This is a genomic window from Thalassospira lucentensis MCCC 1A00383 = DSM 14000, assembly GCF_000421265.1.
GTDB classification, from domain to species: domain Bacteria; phylum Pseudomonadota; class Alphaproteobacteria; order Rhodospirillales; family Thalassospiraceae; genus Thalassospira; species Thalassospira lucentensis.
Genome location: NZ_ATWN01000002.1, coordinates 205,857 through 223,847, shown reverse-complemented (window position 1 = coordinate 223,847; position 17,991 = coordinate 205,857). Strand labels below are relative to the sequence as shown.

Below are 17,991 nucleotides of genomic sequence, written 5' to 3'. Positions count from 1 at the left end.
CGGTGCCTTTGGCGCGGAACCACAGTTTATTGGCGGCCTATTCGGCCGCTTTCGGGGCCATCTGTGCGGCCTTGTTTTCATCAAGATCGATCACCCGGACACTCGTCTGAATGCGAGTTTTTGACCCGTCCTGGAAGGTGATCATGGTGTCAATATCAACCTTGTCATTTCCGGCGTACACCGCGTCGATGATGTCGGCGTATTTCTCGGCAACGACACTGCGGCGCACCTTGCGGGTCCGGGTCAGTTCGCCGTCATCAGCATCAAGTTCCTTGTACAATAGCAAGAACCGCTTGATGCGCTGTGCTTCGGGCAAGGTTTCATTCACCTGACGCACTTCATCGACAATCATGTCGTAGACCTGCGGCTGGGCCGAAAGGTTGGTGTAGTTGGTAAAGGCAATGCCGCGCTGCTCGGCCCATTTGGCCATGATCGAATAGCGGATACAGATCATCGTCGACAGGAACGGCAGGTCCTTGCCCAGGATCACCGCCTCGGCAATAAACGGCGAGAATTTCAGTTTGTTTTCAATAAACTGCGGCGAGTACCGCACCCCGGTCGAGGTTTCCGCCAGATCCTTCATCCGGTCGATCACCACAAGGTGCTTGTTGGCGTCCTTGAAGTATCCGGCATCCCCGGTATGCATCCAGCCATCCCTGACATCCTCGTCATAGGCAGCCTGATTTTTATAGTAGCTGGTGAACATGCCCGATGTCCGGGCAACGATTTCGCCAACTCCGTTTTCATCGGTATTGATGACTTTGATTTCGGAATTATCAAAGGCAACACCGACCGTATCAAAATCAATGTCACCGGGCTGATGAATGGTATAGGCGCCGCACAGCTCGGTCTGACCATAAAGCTGGCGCAGCGGAACACCCATCGCGTGAAAGAACTTAAAGGTTTCCGGCCCAATCGCCGCACCACCGGTGGCGGCTGAGCGCAAATTGGTAAAGCCCAATCGGTCTTTCAGCGCACTCATCAGAATGATGTCAGCCAGTTTGGAATGACCACCATTGTCCAAGGCCGTGCGCGCCAGCGCCATGCCAACATCGTACATTTTCTGCTTGAACGGTGTTGAGTCCATCATGCGCGCCCGCACGTCAGCGGCAATGGTTTCCCAAACACGTGGCGCAAGCAGGACAAAATTCGGACCAATCTCACGCAGGTCCTCCATCATGGTTTCCTGCTCTTCGACGAAATTGACGATCTGACGGCTGATCAGCGACTGACCAACAACATAGACCTGCTCCATAATCCACGGCAGCGGAAGAACCGAAACATAGTCGTCACCGGGATATTTCGGATCGGCCCGCAGATATGCCGCACAATGATCAAGGAAATCGCCGGAGTTCAACATCGCCATTTTCGGCTTGGACGTCGTCCCTGAAGTGGTGCAAAGGATCGCGCATTCATCGCCGCGGGTATCGACAACCATCTTATCATATAAACCGGGGTCTTGCGCTTCGAGCGCGCGCCCCATTTCATAGAGATTTTCAACATCCAAAAGACGTGGATCGTCATATTTGCGCATGCCACGCGGGTCGCAATAGACAATATGATCAACTGTTGGGATGTCATCGCCAAGCTCAATCAGCTTGTCACATTGCTCTTCGTCTTCGGCAATCAGGATCCGCGCACCGGAATAGGTAATCAGGTAAGCGACTTCTTCATGCAGGCTGTCCTGATAAAGGCCTACAGACATGCCACGCAACGCGTGAGCTGAAATCTCGGCCCATACCCATTCGGGTCGGTTTTCACCGATAATACCAACAACGTCGCCCTGCCCAATGCCAAGAGCCCGCATGCCAAGTGTCATCCATTTGACGCGGTCGTTGTAATCTTTCCAGGTGAACTCCTGCCAGATGCCGAATTCTTTTTCGCGCATGGCAACGTCGCTGCCCCAGTTGCGCGCGTTATAGGCCAGCACCTTTGGAAAGGTATCCATTGCCTGGACATCTGCATAATCGGGAATATTGCTGCTCATGCTCAGGCCACCTGCTCGTCTTCGTCTGTGTCATCGTCTTCTTCGCCGAGATAGGCTTTCTTGACGTGCTTGTTGGCCATCACTTCGTCGGGTTCGCCTTCGGCAATCTTGCGACCAAAATCAAGAACCATCACGCGGTTGGAGATATCCATCACCACCCCCATGTCGTGTTCGATCATCACCACCGTCATCCCCCATTCTTCGTTGAGGTCGATGATGAAGCGTGCCATGTCCTCTTTTTCTTCGAGGTTCATGCCCGCCATCGGTTCATCCAAAAGGATCAAATCCGGGCGAAGAGCCACCGCACGTGCGAGCTCGACACGCTTGCGCAACCCATATGACAGGGTGCCAGCCGTGGCTTTTCGGATATGGGAAATCTCAAGAAAATCGATCACGTCTTCACAGAAGCGTCGATGTTCGAGCTCTTCTTTCTGGGCACCCCCCAACCAATACAGTGGGCCGTTCATGAAGTTGTTCTTCAGAAGGTGGTGCCGCCCGACCATGATATTATCAAGAACATTCATATGCCCAAAAAGAGCAAGGTTCTGGAAGGTTCGACCAATGCCAAGTTCGGCGCGATCATTTGGCTTAAGCCCGGTGACATCCTGCCCGTTAAAGGATACGGACCCTGTGGTCGGTGCATATCGCCCCGACACACAGTTAAGCATCGACGTCTTACCCGCACCATTTGGGCCGATAATTGAAAAAAGCTCGCCTGGCTGCACGGAAAAGCTGACATCACTCAGCGCACGCACACCGCCAAACACAAGCGACACGTCGCTAATCTGCAAAATGGGACCTTGTGACGTCATAACGTCGCTTACCCTCCCTGACTTGGGCCGCAAATTCCGCAGAACCGCATTTCCGGTTCATGTCGGTAAATATTGCTAACCGCTTTTCAGTTTCCCTGATGATGTGTCGGATTTTTATGTGACCCTTACCTTACGGAAACCGGGCCTGACACATTTAATAAGCATTTAAGTACCAATTTCAGCATATTGCGTCAATGCAATGATCCACAAGGGATTGAACCTTTTCTACAAATTCGCACCGCACAATTTAATTGCGTGTCGCATAGATGATCTTTCTACCCTTGATTACGTAACGTTATCTCAACGCTACTCGCTCCCGATGGGCCGAAAAATCACTGCAGTGCAAAAAATCTTCCCCATCGTGCAGCGCACAATTTTAGGGCGCATGTCGGGATAAAAGCTGCCGCAAGTCGATTACGTGAAAGATAATCCCCTTCCCGATTCGCATCGTTAAGCTGTGCGTCCGCCTCGTCGGTCTGGTCAAAAACCCGGCTTGAGATCGCGTCGCGATGACAAGGCCCGAGGGTAAAGTGAGCAGATAGACTCGAAGCCTCCTCATTCCACCATTGAAAGGCGAATGACCACCTCACATATCGACTATAGGTTTTTGAATACTTGTTGTGCTTTGCCAATATGCTGCGATCAGGGCGTTTTCCCGAATACCCCTTTTCCGGGTCTGGACTTTCATGGGGATTTGTGGTGTAACGCCGTTGCACATACATATGTAGCCGTGACCCGCGTCACGAGATACAGATAGCCCACCGCTCGGCGCACCGACGGTCGGGGTGTCTTGTCACGACAAGCCCTTTTAACCACCTTGAGGAGGGTCTGATGTCCATTTGTGGCAAAGACAACCTGAATACGCGCCGCACGCTTAAAGTCGGGGATAAGTCCTTCGACTATTACAGCCTGAAAGCTGCTTCCGAAAAATTCGGCGACGTTTCCAAACTTCCGTTCACGCTGAAGGTCGTTCTTGAGAACCTTCTGCGCTACGAAGACGATTTCACGGTTAAAACCGACGATGTCAAAGCTGTTGTCGACTGGCTGAAAGCCCGCAAAAGCAGCCATGAGATCAACTACCGCCCAGCCCGCGTCCTGATGCAGGACTTCACGGGTGTTCCGGCTGTTGTTGACCTTGCTGCGATGCGCGATGCCGTTGTCAACATGGGCGGCGACGCCCAGAAGGTGAACCCGCTTTCACCGGTTGACCTCGTCATTGACCACTCGGTCATGATCGATTTCTTTGGTACCGACGACGCGCTCGACAAAAACATGGAAGTCGAGTTCGAACGTAACGGCGAACGTTATGGCTTCCTGCGTTGGGGCCAGAATGCCTTCAACAACTTCCGCATCGTCCCACCCGGAGCAGGCATCTGCCACCAAGTGAACGTTGAGCATCTTGCCAAGGTCGTCTGGACCGGCGAAGACGCAGACGGCAAAACCGTTGCTTATCCTGATACACTGGTTGGCACAGACTCACACACCACCATGGTTAACGGCCTTGCCGTTCTGGGTTGGGGTGTTGGCGGCCTTGAAGCCGAAGCCGCGATGCTCGGTCAGCCGATCTCGATGCTGATCCCGGAAGTTGTCGGCTTTAAGCTGACCGGTTCCATGAAAGAAGGCATCACCGCAACTGACCTTGTTCTGCGTGTCGTTCAGATGCTGCGTGAAAAAGGCGTTGTAGGCAAATTCGTCGAGTTCTATGGCGATGCGCTGGCAAACATGAGCCTGCCGGACCGTGCGACCATTGGTAACATGGCTCCGGAATATGGTGCGACTTGTGGTTTCTTCCCGATCGATGACGAAACGCTGAACTACATGCGTTCGACCGGCCGTGACGAAGACCAGATTGCACTGGTTGAAGCATATGCCAAAGAACAGGGCATGTGGGGCGACCCGGCACATGAAGCTGAATACACCGCAACGCTTGAACTTGACATTTCAACTGTCGAGCCGGCCCTTTCAGGTCCAAAGCGTCCGCAGGATCGTGTTCTGCTCAAAGATGCCGTGACGAGCTTCAAAGATACCTTTGCCGACATGGCGCCGGGTGTTGATGCCGACCGCTCCGTTCCGGTTTCGAATGAAAACTTCGACATGAAAGACGGTAACGTCGTTATCGCTGCGATCACGTCCTGCACCAACACCTCGAACCCGAGTGTTTTGATTGCAGCTGGTCTTCTGGCGAAAAAAGCTGTCGAACTTGGCCTGACCAGCAAACCTTGGGTAAAAACCTCGCTCGCACCGGGCTCGCTGGTTGTTGCCGACTACCTCGAAAAAGCAGGCCTTCAGGATTATCTTGATCAACTTGGCTTTAACGTTGCTGGTTTTGGCTGCACCACCTGTATTGGTAACTCCGGTCCGCTTTCCGCACCGATTGCCGGTGCGATTGAAGACAAGGACATGCTGGTAACCGCAGTTCTGTCTGGCAACCGTAACTTCGAAGGCCGCATCAGCCCGCACGTCAAGGCAAACTACCTTGCCTCACCGCCGCTGGTTGTTGCCTATGCCCTTGCTGGTAACCTGAAGATCGATCTGAACAACGATCCGCTGGGCACCGACAAAAATGGCAAAGACGTCTATATGAAAGACATCTGGCCAACCAACAAAGAGATCGCAGACACCATTGCAACCTCGATCTCGGCTTCGATGTACAAAGATCGTTATGACAACATCTTTGCCGGTCCGAAGCCTTGGCAGGCAATCGAAGTCACCGAAGGCGAAACCTTCCTCTGGGACAACAATTCCACCTATGTCCAGAACCCGCCTTACTTCGTCAACATGGCGAAAGAACCGGGTGACTTTGCCGAAGTACACGGCGCACGTCCGCTCCTGATCCTCGGCGACTCTGTCACCACCGACCACATTTCTCCGGCCGGTTCGATCAAGGAAGAAAGCCCTGCAGGTGAATACCTCAAGGACAATGGCGTTGCCGTTCGCGACTTCAACTCTTACGGCGCACGTCGTGGTAACCACGAAGTCATGATGCGCGGCACCTTTGCCAACATTCGTATCCGTAACGAGATGGCACCGGGCACCGAAGGTGGTGTGTCGGTTCATTATCCATCCGGGGATCAAGGCTGGGTCTATGACGTTGCAATGCGTTATCAGGCCGAAGGCACCCCGCTGGTAGTTGTTGCTGGTAAAGAATACGGCACGGGTTCGTCACGTGACTGGGCCGCAAAAGGCACCAATCTTCTTGGCGTCAAAGCTGTGATCGCGGAAAGCTTCGAGCGTATCCACCGCACCAACCTGGTCTGCATGGGCGTTCTGCCGCTGCAGTTCAAAAACGGTGAAGGTCGTGAGACCTATAAACTGGATGGTTCGGAAACCTTCGACGTACTGGGCATTGCCGATGGCATTACCCCGCTTCAGGACGTCACGGTTCGCATCACGCGCAAAGATGGCAGCACCGAAGAGTGCATCGCCACCTGCCGTATCGATACAGAGAACGAAGTTCTCTACTACCAGAACGGCGGCATTCTGCAGTTCGTTCTGCGTAACATGATGAAAGCTGCCTGATTTCAATTTGAAATCAATAGCCTGATCGTCTTGCACCCCGCCGGTTTTCCGGCGGGGTGTTTTCGTTGAAATATCTTTTTTCTTTTCAGAACACTTCCACAGTGCGGCGTTGATCCAGAACAATTCTCAGAAGCACCTACTCTGATAGATAGTGACAATGGTTGAGTTGGCCACCACACCACAACCAAAGGTTCACAACGCACATTTGCAGGTTCAAATGACACGCCCCCACCTTGATGACAGTCAAAGTGATCCTTTGACCGTTGGAACGCTGTCGCCCGAAAAGGTCCTAAGCTGCGCCCCTGACCTGCCTCTGGGTCGGGCTGTTGCACTTATGAAAGACAACAACTGCAGTTCGATTGTGGTTGTAAGGTCGAACAAGCCCGTCGGGATCATCACCGAAAAAGACATCCTGTCGCTTCCCGCTGACAGCCACTCAGCCCTTATCGCCCCAATTGAAAACCGCATGTCGCGCCCGGCCCACACCATTTCCGTTCACGCCAGCCAGCAAACTGCAATTGTTCGGATGCGTGATCTTAATGTCCGTCACCTCATCACGGTCGATGAACAGGGTCATTTGGCAGGTATCATCAGCCAAACAGACCTTATCCGTCAGGTTGCGGTCAGTAAGGCTCTTAGTGCCAACGATGTCGAAACGGCTATTCGAAGTTCAACGCTTTTTGTCGATGCGCAGATCCCCGTTCAAGACTTGCGGCTAAAGATGCATGTGGAAAAATGCGACAATGCAATCGTCACGGGCTTCAACCCGGATATTCCGTCCGCGCAGCAAACCGGCATCATCACAGAACGCGATATCTTGCGTCATTTGGTTGAGGGGCGTGACGTACAAACAGCTGGTGACATTGCAACACGTCCCGTCAAAATGGTCACGCACGACGTTAACCTTAACGATGCACGTAACATCATGCTGCGTGACAAAATCCGCCATCTTGTCGTGCGCAATCGTCATAAGGAAGTGATCGGCGTTTTATCTTTTGCCGACTTGCTACAATTCATCGAACAGGACTATTTGTCACATCTGCGCACACTCACCGAAGACAGAAACAGTGACGGCGCCAAAGCCAGACGTTCGCTCTTGCTGGCGCGCAAACTTATCGAAACATCACCAGACTGTGTGATGGTGTGCAATGCGCTTGGCGCTATAGAGGCCATCAACCCGGCCTTTACCCGCGTCACCGGTTATCAGGCCGAAGAAGTTATCGGCCAAAATCCGCGTTTTTTGCAATCGGGGCGTCAAAACAAGGCCTTTTACAAAAAGCTTTGGACTGATGTTCTGCGCACGGGAAAATGGGAAGGCGAGATTTGGAACCGCCGAAAGTCGGGCGAAGTCTATCCCGAATGGTTATCGATCATGGCCATCCGCGATGCAGATGGCACCACAAGTCACTATGCATCAATCTTCACCGACATCAGTGGCCGGGAAAAAAATCGCGAAGATATCCTGCGTCTGGCACACACCGACGAACTAACCGGAATGCCAAACCGTCGGCGGTTTTCGGAACTCCTATCACATCATATCGGCCGTTCACGCCATCACGGCATGCGCCTGACCGTGATCATGCTTGATATCGACAACTTCCAACGGGTCAACAGTGCGCTTGGCCATACGGACGGCGACGATGTCCTGATTGAAGTTGCACGCCGTATCGGTCGCGAACTTGGTCCGGATGCTGTTGTCGCGCGGGTCGGCGCAGATGAATACGCCGCCATCTTACCTAATATCGATACAGCCAACGAAGCACGCATGCTGTCGGAACGTCTGCTTGGTCGGTTGGGCGAACCGCACCTGACCCGAAAGGGAACTGATCTTTATCTTTCAGCAAGCATCGGCATTGCCTGCTTCCCCGAAGACGCCAACGACACCAGTACTTTGCTGCGTAATGCAGAACTGGCAATGATGCAGGCCAAGGAACAGGGACGCAACCGTGTCAGCCGATACAGCCGTGGTCTGCACGCCCAAAAAGGCGAAGCCCTTGCCTTGGAAACGGCCTTGCGCCACGCACTCGACAATCAGGAATTTTATCTGGCCTATCAGCCACAATTTGATGCCTACTCCCAAGAACTTTGTGGCGTTGAAGCCCTGCTAAGATGGACGACGTCAGACAGCACAATCATTCCGCCCTCCACCTTCATTCCAATCGCCGAAGAGATCGGTGTCATCGGTGAATTGGGACGCTGGGTCATGCGAACAGCCTGCCGCCAACTGGTCAACTGGCGGAAACAAGGACTGCTGAATCTGCGGCTTGCCGTCAATGTATCGGTGCAGCAATTCTATGGCACAGTTGATTTTGCCGAACAGCTACGCGCCATCTTGCTTGATAAGGGGCTTGCGGCAAACCGTCTTGAAATAGAGATCACCGAAAGCCTGTTCATGCGCAACATCGACGATATGCGCGCCAAACTGCAACGCGTTCACGACCTTGGCGTCAAGATTTCGCTCGATGATTTCGGCACTGGATTTTCAAGTCTGAGCTATCTGCGAAGCCTGCCTTTTGACAGCATCAAACTTGATCGCAGCTTTGTCCTTGATATTGATGATGGCAAAGACGGTCAGGCACTGGCACTCACCATCATCAATATGGCCAAGAACCTTGATAAGACCTGCGTTGCAGAAGGTGTGGAAAACCATCACCAGTTGTCATTCCTGCGCAATGCAGGCTGCGACTTGATCCAGGGGTACCTTCTGGGCAAGCCGATGTCGGCGGAAGACATCAGTGCATTGGCCAAAAATCAGCACTCCTTGGCACCGTAGATCGAAAAGGGCGGGATTACCCCGCCCTTTTCAAAAAGATCACCGATATCCAGGTTTCTTTGGCTTAGAAAACACCAAGTCCCTTGAGCAGGATGAAGGCAATTGCAATCGGTGCGATGAATTTGACAATCACACCCCATGCGCCGACCCATATTGGAATGACGCCATTATGCGCCGCAATTTCTTCCTGTGCCTTGCCCCAGACAACCCAGCCGACAAACAGCGAAATAAACAGGCCGCCAATTGGCAGAAGCAGGCTTGAACTGATGAAGTCCATCAGATCAAAGAAGTTCTTGCCCGCAATGATTTTCACATCTCCCATCACACCCATCGACAGCGACGAAGGAATGCCCAGCAGGAAAATCACAAACCCGATGATGACGGCTGCTGATTTACGGCTGACCCCACGGTCATCAACAAAATAGGCAACGACCACTTCAAGGATCGAAACCGCTGATGTCAGTGCCGCGATTGCCAAAAGCAGGAAGAACAGGAAGGCAAAGAACGCGCCAAAAGGCATCTGCGCAAACACAGCCGGTAGCGTGATGAAGGTAAGCCCCGGACCGGCACTCGGATCAAAGCCAAATGCAAAAACAGCCGGCAGAATCAAAAGACCCGCCATCACCGCAACCGTAGAATCAAGCAGTGTTACCCACCCTGCCGATCCCGGCAGATTTTCCTTCTTTGACAGGTACGACCCATACGTGATCATCGCCCCCATACCAAGCGAGAGTGAGAAGAAGGCCTGCGACAATGCATCGGAAACCGTCGACCATGTAACTTTTGAGAAGTCCGGCGACAGCAAAAACGCAACACCTTCCATGCTACCCGGCAACGTCACCGAACGCACGATCAATACAATCAGCAACGCAAACAATGCCGGCATCAGGATTTTTGATGCACGTTCAATACCGCCGCCAACACCGGCCAAAACAACAAAGACGGTCAAGGCCATAAAGACCGCATGGAAAATCAGCGGTGAAGTCGTATCAGCAATAAAGGTACCAAAAATGTCGCCAAGTGCCGCCGGGTCTTCGACCGCTAGTGCGCCGGTCACAGATTTGATCATGTAGGAAATCGTCCAGCCAGCGACAACGCTGTAGAACGACAGAATGATAAAGGCCGCGGCCACACCAAACACACCAATGATCGGCCACAGCCCGCCCTTGAGTTTGGCAAATGCGCCAATTGCATTCTTTTCTGACATGCGGCCAATAACAAATTCAGCCAGCATGACCGAAAGGCCAATCGTAAAGACCAGCCCAAGATAGATCACCAGAAAGGCGCCGCCACCATTGGCACCTGCCATATACGGGAACTTCCAGATGTTCCCAAGTCCGACAGCTGACCCCGCAGCAGCCAGAATAAATCCAAGGCGAGAGCCCCAGTGTTCACGTTTAATCATGTACCTGCAAACCTTGTTTCGGACCGATCTTGCCGGAATGATGCTCCCGCCGACAGACCGATTCCTGATTTTTAACGTAAAGGCGATTTCCCCGCCTCACGACGTAACCATGCATCCGCAATGGTCCCGATTGATCCGCAGCTGATAGCATCAATCTTTGGAAATCTCCTTTCGAAATTCCACCCAAAAGCGCAAAAATCTGTCTCAAACCCCTTCAAACGGCTTTCAAGGTCTTGTGATTAGGGCTTGATGCCGCTTTTGGGGCATCATCAGGCTCATGAAACACACTCGCCCCCTCATATTTGCGCTTACACTTGCCATTGTCGGGTTTTCCACCCCCCTGATGGCCAGCGAAAGCATTACCCCGCGCGCCGTTGTCGAGCTTTACACCTCGGAAGGGTGCAGCTCCTGCCCGCCAGCCGACCGTGTTCTTTATGAGTTAAATCAGGAACGTAGCGATCTTCTGGTGCTGTCGTACCATGTCGATTACTGGAACTATCTTGGCTGGACCGACCCGTTTTCCGACAGCATGTTTAGCGAACGCCAACGTGAATATGCCCAGCATATGCGCGAAAGATACGTCTATACGCCGCAAGCTATCATCAATGGGGAACATGTCGTTCGCGCCACCCAAAAGCAGCGAATCGGTGACACCAGCAACAGCGCAGAACCACTGTACGATGTTGCCACCTTACTGGTCGAAAATCACGAACAACAGCAACCTGCAACCGGCACCATAACCCTGCAATCCTTGAGCACGTCTGAGCGCACATCAAGCCTCAAGCTGTGGTTGGTCGGGTTTGACCGTGAACATGCCCGTGATGTTCGATCTGGCGAAAATGCCGGCAAACGTTTGGTGCACGCCAATGTCGTACGTGAAATGATCGATCTGGGAACCTGGAACGGTTCGGCGGATGAACGCACCTTTGCCATGAAAACGGCTGGTGACGGCGGCGTTGCCCTTCTGGTGCAACAAGGGCTTGGTGGGCCCATCATCGCGGCCTCGATGGTGCGATTCTGACATCGCGCAATTTGGCGACCACACCCAACGCACCCTAAACACCGGTAAATTACCCAATCCCACGATTGGAATGTGCTTCCCCGTCTGTGGTACACCGCTTGATGTCCTGCTCAAGAGTCTCAATCCCCTCAAACACAACTGTCTTTTCGATTGATTTGAAACAATGTCATTGCCGTCAATGTCGGTTAAAGCATGAACATTACGCCCTAACGCGTTATAGAATGACGTGATGCGATGCGACTTCCGACAATAGAACGGGTTATATGGCAGTTTTTAGTGGTTCTGATCTGACCTGCCTTCGTGGTGAGCGACTGGTTTTTGGCAAGCTTTCCTTTGCCGCCAATCCCGGTGACGCGATCATGCTGCGCGGACGTAATGGTGCTGGAAAATCAAGCCTGTTGCGCCTGATGGCGGGGCTTCTTATACCACGTTCAGGCCAGATCACCTGGAATAATGAACCCATCCATAGTGACCGTATCGCCCATCATGCCCGCTTGCAGTATCTAGGCCATCAGGACGCGATTAAGCCCGTATTGTCCGTGCGCGACAACTTGCACCTTTGGGGGCAATTGCGCGGTGTGGATGATATTGACCGCGAGATCGACACCGCCCTGCATGCCCTTGATATTCATCATCTTTCACGTACGGCAGGCCGCTATCTTTCAAGTGGCCAGAAACGCCGCACAGCTCTTGCCCGTATTCTGATCGGCCACGCTGATTTATGGCTTCTTGATGAGCCAACCGTTGGCCTTGACCGCGAAAGCAGCAATGAACTTGCCCATCTGATTGCCGACTTCCGTGCCAAGGGTGGCATTGTGATTTATTCCACCCACATTGATCTGGCGGTCAAAGAACCGGTCCTCCTTGATATTGATGAATTTGCCATCCCGATGATTGAGTGGCTCAAAGATCACGATGCCCCGGCTGACGATGGTATGCGATCTGATCCCAAAAGGGCGGCGCAATGAACGGATTTACAGCAATATTGCGGCGTGATTTGCAGCTTGCCATGCGTCAGGGGGCGGATTCCGTTATGGTGGTCGCGTTTTTCATCGTCACCACCACGTTGTTTCCATTCGGTGTCGGCCCGGAAGCCAACATTCTTGCGCGCATTGCTTCGGGTGTCATTTGGGTTTCTGCCCTGTTGGCTGCGATGTTATCGCTCGAACGGGTTTTTCAAACCGATTATGAGGATGGCACATTAGAACTGCTGACATTGTCGCCGGTCTCGCTGGAGGTTGTTGTCTTGGGCAAGGTTGTTGCCCATTGGCTGACCACCGGACTGCCTTTGATTGTCGCAGCCCCCTTGATGGCAGTGATGTTGAACATGGACACAGACGGCTTTGTCGTCCTGATGATCGCAATGTTGCTGGGCACACCGGCCCTTAGTTTAATCGGCGCGATTGGCGCAGCCCTGATATTGGGCGCACGACGCGGCGGGGTCTTGGTATCCTTGCTGGTTTTACCGCTTTATATTCCCATCCTGATTTTTGGGGCCGGTGCGGTTGAGGCTGCTTTGCTTGGAATGTCGGCAACGGCACAGTTACAAATAATGGGCGCAATATTATTGCTTGCACTTGCAGCAACACCATTTGCCACCGCACATGCCCTGCGTCAGGCTATGGAATAACCGCAAAACCAAAAAAACGACTTCTGCGGTACACCCCGCACATCGGACAAGAGAAAATGCATCGCTTCGCCAAACCAAGTGTGTTCTTAAAACTAACAGCGCCAATCCTGCCGTGGTTGGCGGGTGCGACGGCAATTTTGATTGCTGCGGGGCTTTATTTTGCCCTGTTTGCATCACCCATTGATTATCAGCAGGGCGATACCGTCCGGATCATGTATCTGCATGTGCCGTCGGCATGGATGGGGCTTTTTTGCTATGTCGGGATGGCCATTTGTGGCGCGATGAGCCTGATCTGGAAACATCCGCTTGCCGATATTTGCGCGCGTGCCACCGCACCAATTGGCGCCACCTTTACCGCCTTGTGCCTGATCACCGGGTCGTTATGGGGGGAACCGATGTGGGGCACATGGTGGGTTTGGGATGCGCGTCTGACATCCATGCTGATCTTGTTGTTCCTGTATCTTGGCTATATCGCCCTTGTGAATGCCTTTGATGATCCTGATCGTGGCTCAAAGGCCGGATCGGCACTGGCATTGGTTGGGGCGGTCAATGTGCCAATTGTCAAATTTTCGGTCGATTGGTGGAACACCTTGCATCAACCAGCATCGATTGTGCGTATGGATGGACCGGCCGTTGATCCAAGCATGCAATTGCCACTGGCTTTGATGATCCTTGGGTTTACCGGATATTATTTCGTGGTTCTCATTTTACGTGTCCGGCTGGAGCTTAACGAGCGGCGCATTCGCGCCCTGCATCTAAGCGGCATGTTTGATGACAATGCCCAAGACGCAGAACCCTATGATCCGGGTCACAACGCGGAGACAAGCCAATGAGTGAGTTCTTCTCGATGGGGGGATATGGCAGCTATATCTGGTCAAGTTATGGTGTCACTGCGATTGCGATGATTGTGCTCCTGCTTGCCACCTTGCGTGGATTACGCAATAGCCGCCGTGAACTTGACCAACTTGAAACGGTGCTGCACACGAAACGCCAGCGTCGTAACAGAAAAAGCCGCAAGGCAACCTGATCGGAGATCAAACGTGTCCCTTTCCCGCGCTAAGTCCCGCAAACGCCAGCGGATGTATATCATCGGTGCCGTGCTGCTTGCCGTTGCCGGGGCAGCGGCCCTTGCGCTGACGGCGTTTGAAGATTCTGTTGTGTTCTTCTTCAGCCCGTCCGAAATTGTCGAAAAATCACCAATTGACCCGGATCAGCGTTTACGGATCGGTGGATTGGTCGAAGAAGGCACTGTCACCAAACTTCAGGATGGCAAAACCATTGCCTTTGTCGTCACCGATATGGCGCAGTCGGTAACCGTTGCCTATAGCGGCATCCTGCCCGATCTTTTCCGTGAAGGTCAGGGCATTGTTGCCGAAGGACACATGAACGCCAACGGAATGTTTGTCGCGTCAGAGGTCCTTGCAAAGCATGATGAAAACTATATGCCGCCAGAGGTTGCAGAATCCCTTAAAAAAAGCGGATACTGGGAAGAGATCGAAGCAAAGAACGCAAAGAAAATGCGCAATTAAGCCACATTCTGCCATCATAAAATCCTGCTTCGTGCATAAGGAAAACATTGCACCCATCATCACACCCGCAAATCAATTCATTGCGGGCGGGCAGAACCACGGTGGTTGCAAATCAAATTCGGGGAAGCCTTAACCGCAGATGCTTGCAGAGTTCGGACATTTTGCCCTGCTTCTGATTCTGGTGGCCGGCTTCAGCCAGGCCCTGCTGTTTAGCCCCCTTAGGCTGCACGCAGGCAGAATTGTTGCATCCTTGTCATTCGGGACCAAAACCGTCACAGCCGTTTCAGGAAATTCTGGGAACGAAGCACTGTCTGACGTCCACGAACCCGATACCACACCTCATTCGTCAGCACTTCCAACCCCGTTTCCCAACAATCTGATTGCCCTGCCGCTGATTATTCTGGCCTTGGGTATCCTGTCGCAGGCGGCACTGATCCATGCGTTTGTTGTCAGTGACTTCAGCCTGCCGATTGTTGCCGATGTCAGCCATTCTTCCACCCCCTTGCTGTTTCGGGTTGGTGCTGCCTTCACCCCCGATGGCGGGGCGATGTTGCTTTGGGTGCTGGCAACCGCACTGGCAAATAATGTCTTTGCCCTGCAGGTTTTTCGCCGGGCATCACACACGCTGACCACTGCCAGCAGCGATACTCTTTTTATCGCCAACGCGCTTTCAATCCTTGGGCTTGTCATAGCGCTCCTCGCCCTTGTGACCTTGATTGATGCTGATCCGTTTTTGCGGGTCGCTGTCGCACCGTTGGATGGCCGTGGTATGAGCCCGCAAAGTCAGGATGTTTTACGCATCTTGCGTGAACCGGTTCTTTATCTTGGTCTGGCCGGATTAACCGTTATTTTCACTGTGAGTATTGCCGGGCTTCTAACCCATAAAATTGATCGCAGCTTTGCCGAAACACTGCGCCCGTGGGTGATTGGCACATGGTTGTTTCTTGGCCTGGCAATCGCGATCAACGCCTACCGATCCTATAGCCAGCAGGCATGGGGGAATTGGTGGTATTGGGATACAGCTGAAAACAGTCTTCTGATCCCCTGGCTTCTGACCACCGCACTTGTCCATTGCCGGGCTGTGCTTGAAAAGACCGACACTTTAAAAAGCTGGACAGCCTTCCTTGGCGTGTCTGCGTTCGCTGTTGGATGGTTCGGGGTTTACCTGAGCCGCTCGGACCTTTTGGGTCCGTTGACCGAAACACTGTCGCAGTCAGCAGATAGTACCGCTTTGCTGGTTGGTTTCTGTCTATTGTTCAGTGCAGCCTATTTTCTGTTCTGGCGGCAAGCCGATCGCATGGCCGAGCAAAAGGCTTTTGGCTTTGTATCGCGCGAAAGTGGCATGTTCCTGAACAGCGTCACACTGTCGCTGATTGCTGCTGTCATTCTGATTGGGACGATCTATCCGCTCGTCCTGCGCTGGGTTGACGGTGAGAACATTACCGTCGGTGCGCCCTTCTACGTCGAAGCTCTTTTACCGGTTGTCTTACCGCTTATGTTCATCATGGGGTTTGCCCCCGTTTTGCGCTGGCGGCAGGATGAATTGTGGTTGATCGGACGACGGATGAAGCTCGCCGTCATGCTTTCGCTCATCATTGTGCTGTTTGTGTCGATCCGCTTTATCGATCTTTCACCTTTGCCGTTAATTGGCATCGGCCTTGCTGGCTGGATACTGGCTGCGGCCTTAAGTGACCTTTGGGCACGCCTGTGGCATCAACCCGATCACGGCGAAAGCAAATACCGCAATCTGCAGCTTCTTGGTCCGCGTTATATCAGCATGACACTGGCCCATATCGGCCTTGCCATTCTGATTGCCGGCGGGTCGGCCAGTGCCGTCTGGGAAGAACAGGTTGTGTTGTCAGCCCGTGCGGGGCAAAGCATTGAGGTTGGCCCCTATAACCTGCAATACGAAGGCGTTGCCCTGCTTGCGGGTGAAAACTATGCCACGCGTCAGGCAACCTTTATCCTCTATCGTCATTCCCTGCCGGTGGCCGAACTGTTTCCTGAAATCCGCTACTACCCGATCCGGGGAACGGAAACCCGCGAAGCCGACATTTTTCATGGACGTGACGGCGACGTCCATGTCTCGGTTGGCGACCGTTCCGAAGACGGCGGGCGCATTGTAACGGTACGCTTTTTGCCCATGATGCCGTGGGTTTGGACTGGCATGATTTTGATGTTGATTGGTGGCAGTATCAGCATCCTGACGCGCATGTTCCTGCGCATTCGGAAGAACGGAGTTCCCGCTTCATGAGATTCTCGCTTGCTGTGATCCCGCTGGTTTTGTTTGCGGCATTGGCCGGAATATTCCTGATCAATATCGACAAGGATTCTTCGGTTGTTCCGTCTGTCCTGATTGACAAACCAGCCCCTGATTTCTCGCTGCCGCCGTTACCGGGTGCCGATAAGGGCCTGTCACGCGCCGATCTTACCAAAGGCAAAGTTTCCGTGCTGAACGTCTTTGCCAGCTGGTGCATCCCGTGTCGGGCGGAACATCCAATGATCCAACGACTATCAAGCGAAGCAGACGTTCCGGTCTTTGGACTGAACTATAAGGAAAAAGACCCGCAGGACGGGGTTAAGTGGCTTGAAGAACTTGGCAATCCCTATCAGGCTGTCGGCATGGACTTATCGGGTCGCACCGGCATTGATTTTGGGGTTTACGGAGTTCCTGAGACCTTCATTATCGATGGGCAGGGACAAATCAAATACAAGCACATTGGCCCGGTCACCTCAGAAGTTCTTGAAAAAGTTCTGCTGCCGAAAATCGCGGAGTTAAAAGGATGAACAGACCTTTCCTGATATTACTCGGCGTCATCGGGCTTGTCGTTCCCTTGCTGCTCAGCAGCCCGGCTCATGCCGTCAATCCCGATGAGATGTTGTCTAACACTGTTCTCGAAGAACGGGCGCGCGACATCAGTCAGGAACTGCGGTGCCTTGTCTGTCAGAACCAGTCAATTGACGATTCCGACGCCGAACTGGCGCGCGATCTACGTGTTCTTGTCCGCGAACGATTGGTTGCCGGTGATACAGATCAGCAAGTCATCGATTACATCGTTGCAAGGTACGGCGACTATGTCTTGCTGAACCCGCCGCTTAAACCCGAAACATATGTTTTGTGGGCAAGTCCGGTTGTGCTGGCAATCCTTGCATTGATTGCGGTTGCCGCCTTCTATCGCCGTAAACAGCGCGAAGCCGGTGCCAAACCAGATAAACTGTCCAAGGACGAACAAACGCGCCTGAATGAAATCCTCGAAACAGCACAAAAAGACGGCTCGAAATGATGCGACCTTTCTGTCTGGTACATCCTAAAAT

General features: G+C 52.9%; 14 protein-coding genes. 11 read left to right on the top strand and 3 right to left on the bottom strand.

The window, feature by feature from the left end; translation table 11 throughout:
- Positions 1-37 precede the first annotated feature (37 nt).
- On the bottom strand, positions 38-1,987 hold the full coding sequence (locus K355_RS0105130; protein ID WP_022731040.1) for a long-chain fatty acid--CoA ligase: 1,950 nt from the start codon (positions 1,985-1,987) through the stop codon (positions 38-40).
- Between the two features lie 2 nt (positions 1,988-1,989).
- On the bottom strand, positions 1,990-2,799 hold the full coding sequence (locus K355_RS0105125; RefSeq protein WP_022731039.1) for an ABC transporter ATP-binding protein: 810 nt from the start codon (positions 2,797-2,799) through the stop codon (positions 1,990-1,992).
- A gap of 831 nt (positions 2,800-3,630) precedes the next feature.
- On the opposite strand from K355_RS0105125, the gene acnA reads away from it, so the two are divergent.
- Together acnA and K355_RS0105115 are read left to right on the top strand one after the other, a co-directional pair.
- Positions 3,631-6,318, top strand: a complete 2,688-nt coding sequence (gene acnA / locus K355_RS0105120) for an aconitate hydratase AcnA (RefSeq protein ID WP_022731038.1) — start codon at positions 3,631-3,633, stop codon at positions 6,316-6,318.
- A gap of 217 nt (positions 6,319-6,535) precedes the next feature.
- Positions 6,536-9,091, top strand: a complete 2,556-nt coding sequence (locus K355_RS0105115) for an EAL domain-containing protein (protein ID WP_028791348.1) — start codon at positions 6,536-6,538, stop codon at positions 9,089-9,091.
- A gap of 64 nt (positions 9,092-9,155) precedes the next feature.
- Here the strand turns inward: K355_RS0105115 and K355_RS0105110 are convergent, their stop codons facing one another.
- Positions 9,156-10,496 (bottom strand): sodium-dependent transporter, encoded by a 1,341-nt coding sequence (locus tag K355_RS0105110; RefSeq protein ID WP_022731036.1) that lies wholly within the window; start codon positions 10,494-10,496, stop codon positions 9,156-9,158.
- Positions 10,497-10,773: 277 nt separating this feature from the next.
- Between K355_RS0105110 and K355_RS0105100 the strand changes: the two genes are divergently transcribed.
- The 9 genes from K355_RS0105100 (at position 10,774) to K355_RS0105060 (ending at position 17,960) form a co-directional block, all read left to right on the top strand.
- The gene (locus K355_RS0105100) at positions 10,774-11,517 is read left to right on the top strand and encodes a DUF1223 domain-containing protein (RefSeq protein ID WP_022731035.1); all 744 of its coding nucleotides are present in this window, start codon (positions 10,774-10,776) and stop codon (positions 11,515-11,517) included.
- A gap of 263 nt (positions 11,518-11,780) precedes the next feature.
- Positions 11,781-12,485 carry a heme ABC exporter ATP-binding protein CcmA gene (gene ccmA / locus K355_RS0105095; RefSeq protein WP_022731034.1) on the top strand — a complete coding sequence of 235 codons (705 nt, stop codon included), beginning with the start codon at positions 11,781-11,783 and terminating at the stop codon, positions 12,483-12,485.
- Positions 12,482-13,147 (top strand): heme exporter protein CcmB, encoded by a 666-nt coding sequence (ccmB, locus tag K355_RS0105090; protein WP_022731033.1) that lies wholly within the window; start codon positions 12,482-12,484, stop codon positions 13,145-13,147. Before ccmA ends, ccmB begins: the two co-directional genes overlap by 4 nt.
- Positions 13,148-13,203: 56 nt before the next feature.
- Positions 13,204-13,980 (top strand): heme ABC transporter permease, encoded by a 777-nt coding sequence (locus tag K355_RS0105085; RefSeq protein WP_022731032.1) that lies wholly within the window; start codon positions 13,204-13,206, stop codon positions 13,978-13,980.
- Positions 13,977-14,174 carry a heme exporter protein CcmD gene (gene ccmD, locus K355_RS0105080; protein ID WP_022731031.1) on the top strand — a complete coding sequence of 66 codons (198 nt, stop codon included), beginning with the start codon at positions 13,977-13,979 and terminating at the stop codon, positions 14,172-14,174. The genes K355_RS0105085 and ccmD overlap by 4 nt, the downstream gene beginning before the upstream one ends.
- Positions 14,175-14,187: 13 nt before the next feature.
- A complete protein-coding gene (gene ccmE, locus K355_RS0105075; protein ID WP_022731030.1) occupies positions 14,188-14,676 on the top strand; it encodes a cytochrome c maturation protein CcmE in 489 nt (162 codons plus the stop codon).
- A gap of 139 nt (positions 14,677-14,815) precedes the next feature.
- Positions 14,816-16,930, top strand: coding sequence for a heme lyase CcmF/NrfE family subunit (locus tag K355_RS0105070; protein WP_022731029.1), 2,115 nt, complete (start codon positions 14,816-14,818; stop codon positions 16,928-16,930).
- Positions 16,927-17,463 (top strand): DsbE family thiol:disulfide interchange protein, encoded by a 537-nt coding sequence (locus tag K355_RS0105065; protein WP_022731028.1) that lies wholly within the window; start codon positions 16,927-16,929, stop codon positions 17,461-17,463. The genes K355_RS0105070 and K355_RS0105065 overlap by 4 nt, the downstream gene beginning before the upstream one ends.
- Complete coding sequence (locus K355_RS0105060; RefSeq protein ID WP_022731027.1) at positions 17,460-17,960, top strand: cytochrome c-type biogenesis protein; 501 nt, start codon at positions 17,460-17,462, stop codon at positions 17,958-17,960. Before K355_RS0105065 ends, K355_RS0105060 begins: the two co-directional genes overlap by 4 nt.
- Positions 17,961-17,991: the final 31 nt, after the last annotated feature.

Coding starts and splice junctions, on each gene's coding strand:
- K355_RS0105130 (WP_022731040.1), bottom strand. CDS start 1,987: ATGAGCAGCAATATTCCCGATTATGCAGATGTCCAGGCAATGGATACC.
- K355_RS0105125 (WP_022731039.1), bottom strand. CDS start 2,799: ATGACGTCACAAGGTCCCATTTTGCAGATTAGCGACGTGTCGCTTGTG.
- acnA (WP_022731038.1), top strand. CDS start 3,631: ATGTCCATTTGTGGCAAAGACAACCTGAATACGCGCCGCACGCTTAAA.
- K355_RS0105115 (WP_028791348.1), top strand. CDS start 6,536: ATGACACGCCCCCACCTTGATGACAGTCAAAGTGATCCTTTGACCGTT.
- K355_RS0105110 (WP_022731036.1), bottom strand. CDS start 10,496: ATGATTAAACGTGAACACTGGGGCTCTCGCCTTGGATTTATTCTGGCT.
- K355_RS0105100 (WP_022731035.1), top strand. CDS start 10,774: ATGAAACACACTCGCCCCCTCATATTTGCGCTTACACTTGCCATTGTC.
- ccmA (WP_022731034.1), top strand. CDS start 11,781: ATGGCAGTTTTTAGTGGTTCTGATCTGACCTGCCTTCGTGGTGAGCGA.
- ccmB (WP_022731033.1), top strand. CDS start 12,482: ATGAACGGATTTACAGCAATATTGCGGCGTGATTTGCAGCTTGCCATG.
- K355_RS0105085 (WP_022731032.1), top strand. CDS start 13,204: ATGCATCGCTTCGCCAAACCAAGTGTGTTCTTAAAACTAACAGCGCCA.
- ccmD (WP_022731031.1), top strand. CDS start 13,977: ATGAGTGAGTTCTTCTCGATGGGGGGATATGGCAGCTATATCTGGTCA.
- K355_RS0105070 (WP_022731029.1), top strand. CDS start 14,816: ATGCTTGCAGAGTTCGGACATTTTGCCCTGCTTCTGATTCTGGTGGCC.
- K355_RS0105065 (WP_022731028.1), top strand. CDS start 16,927: ATGAGATTCTCGCTTGCTGTGATCCCGCTGGTTTTGTTTGCGGCATTG.
- K355_RS0105060 (WP_022731027.1), top strand. CDS start 17,460: ATGAACAGACCTTTCCTGATATTACTCGGCGTCATCGGGCTTGTCGTT.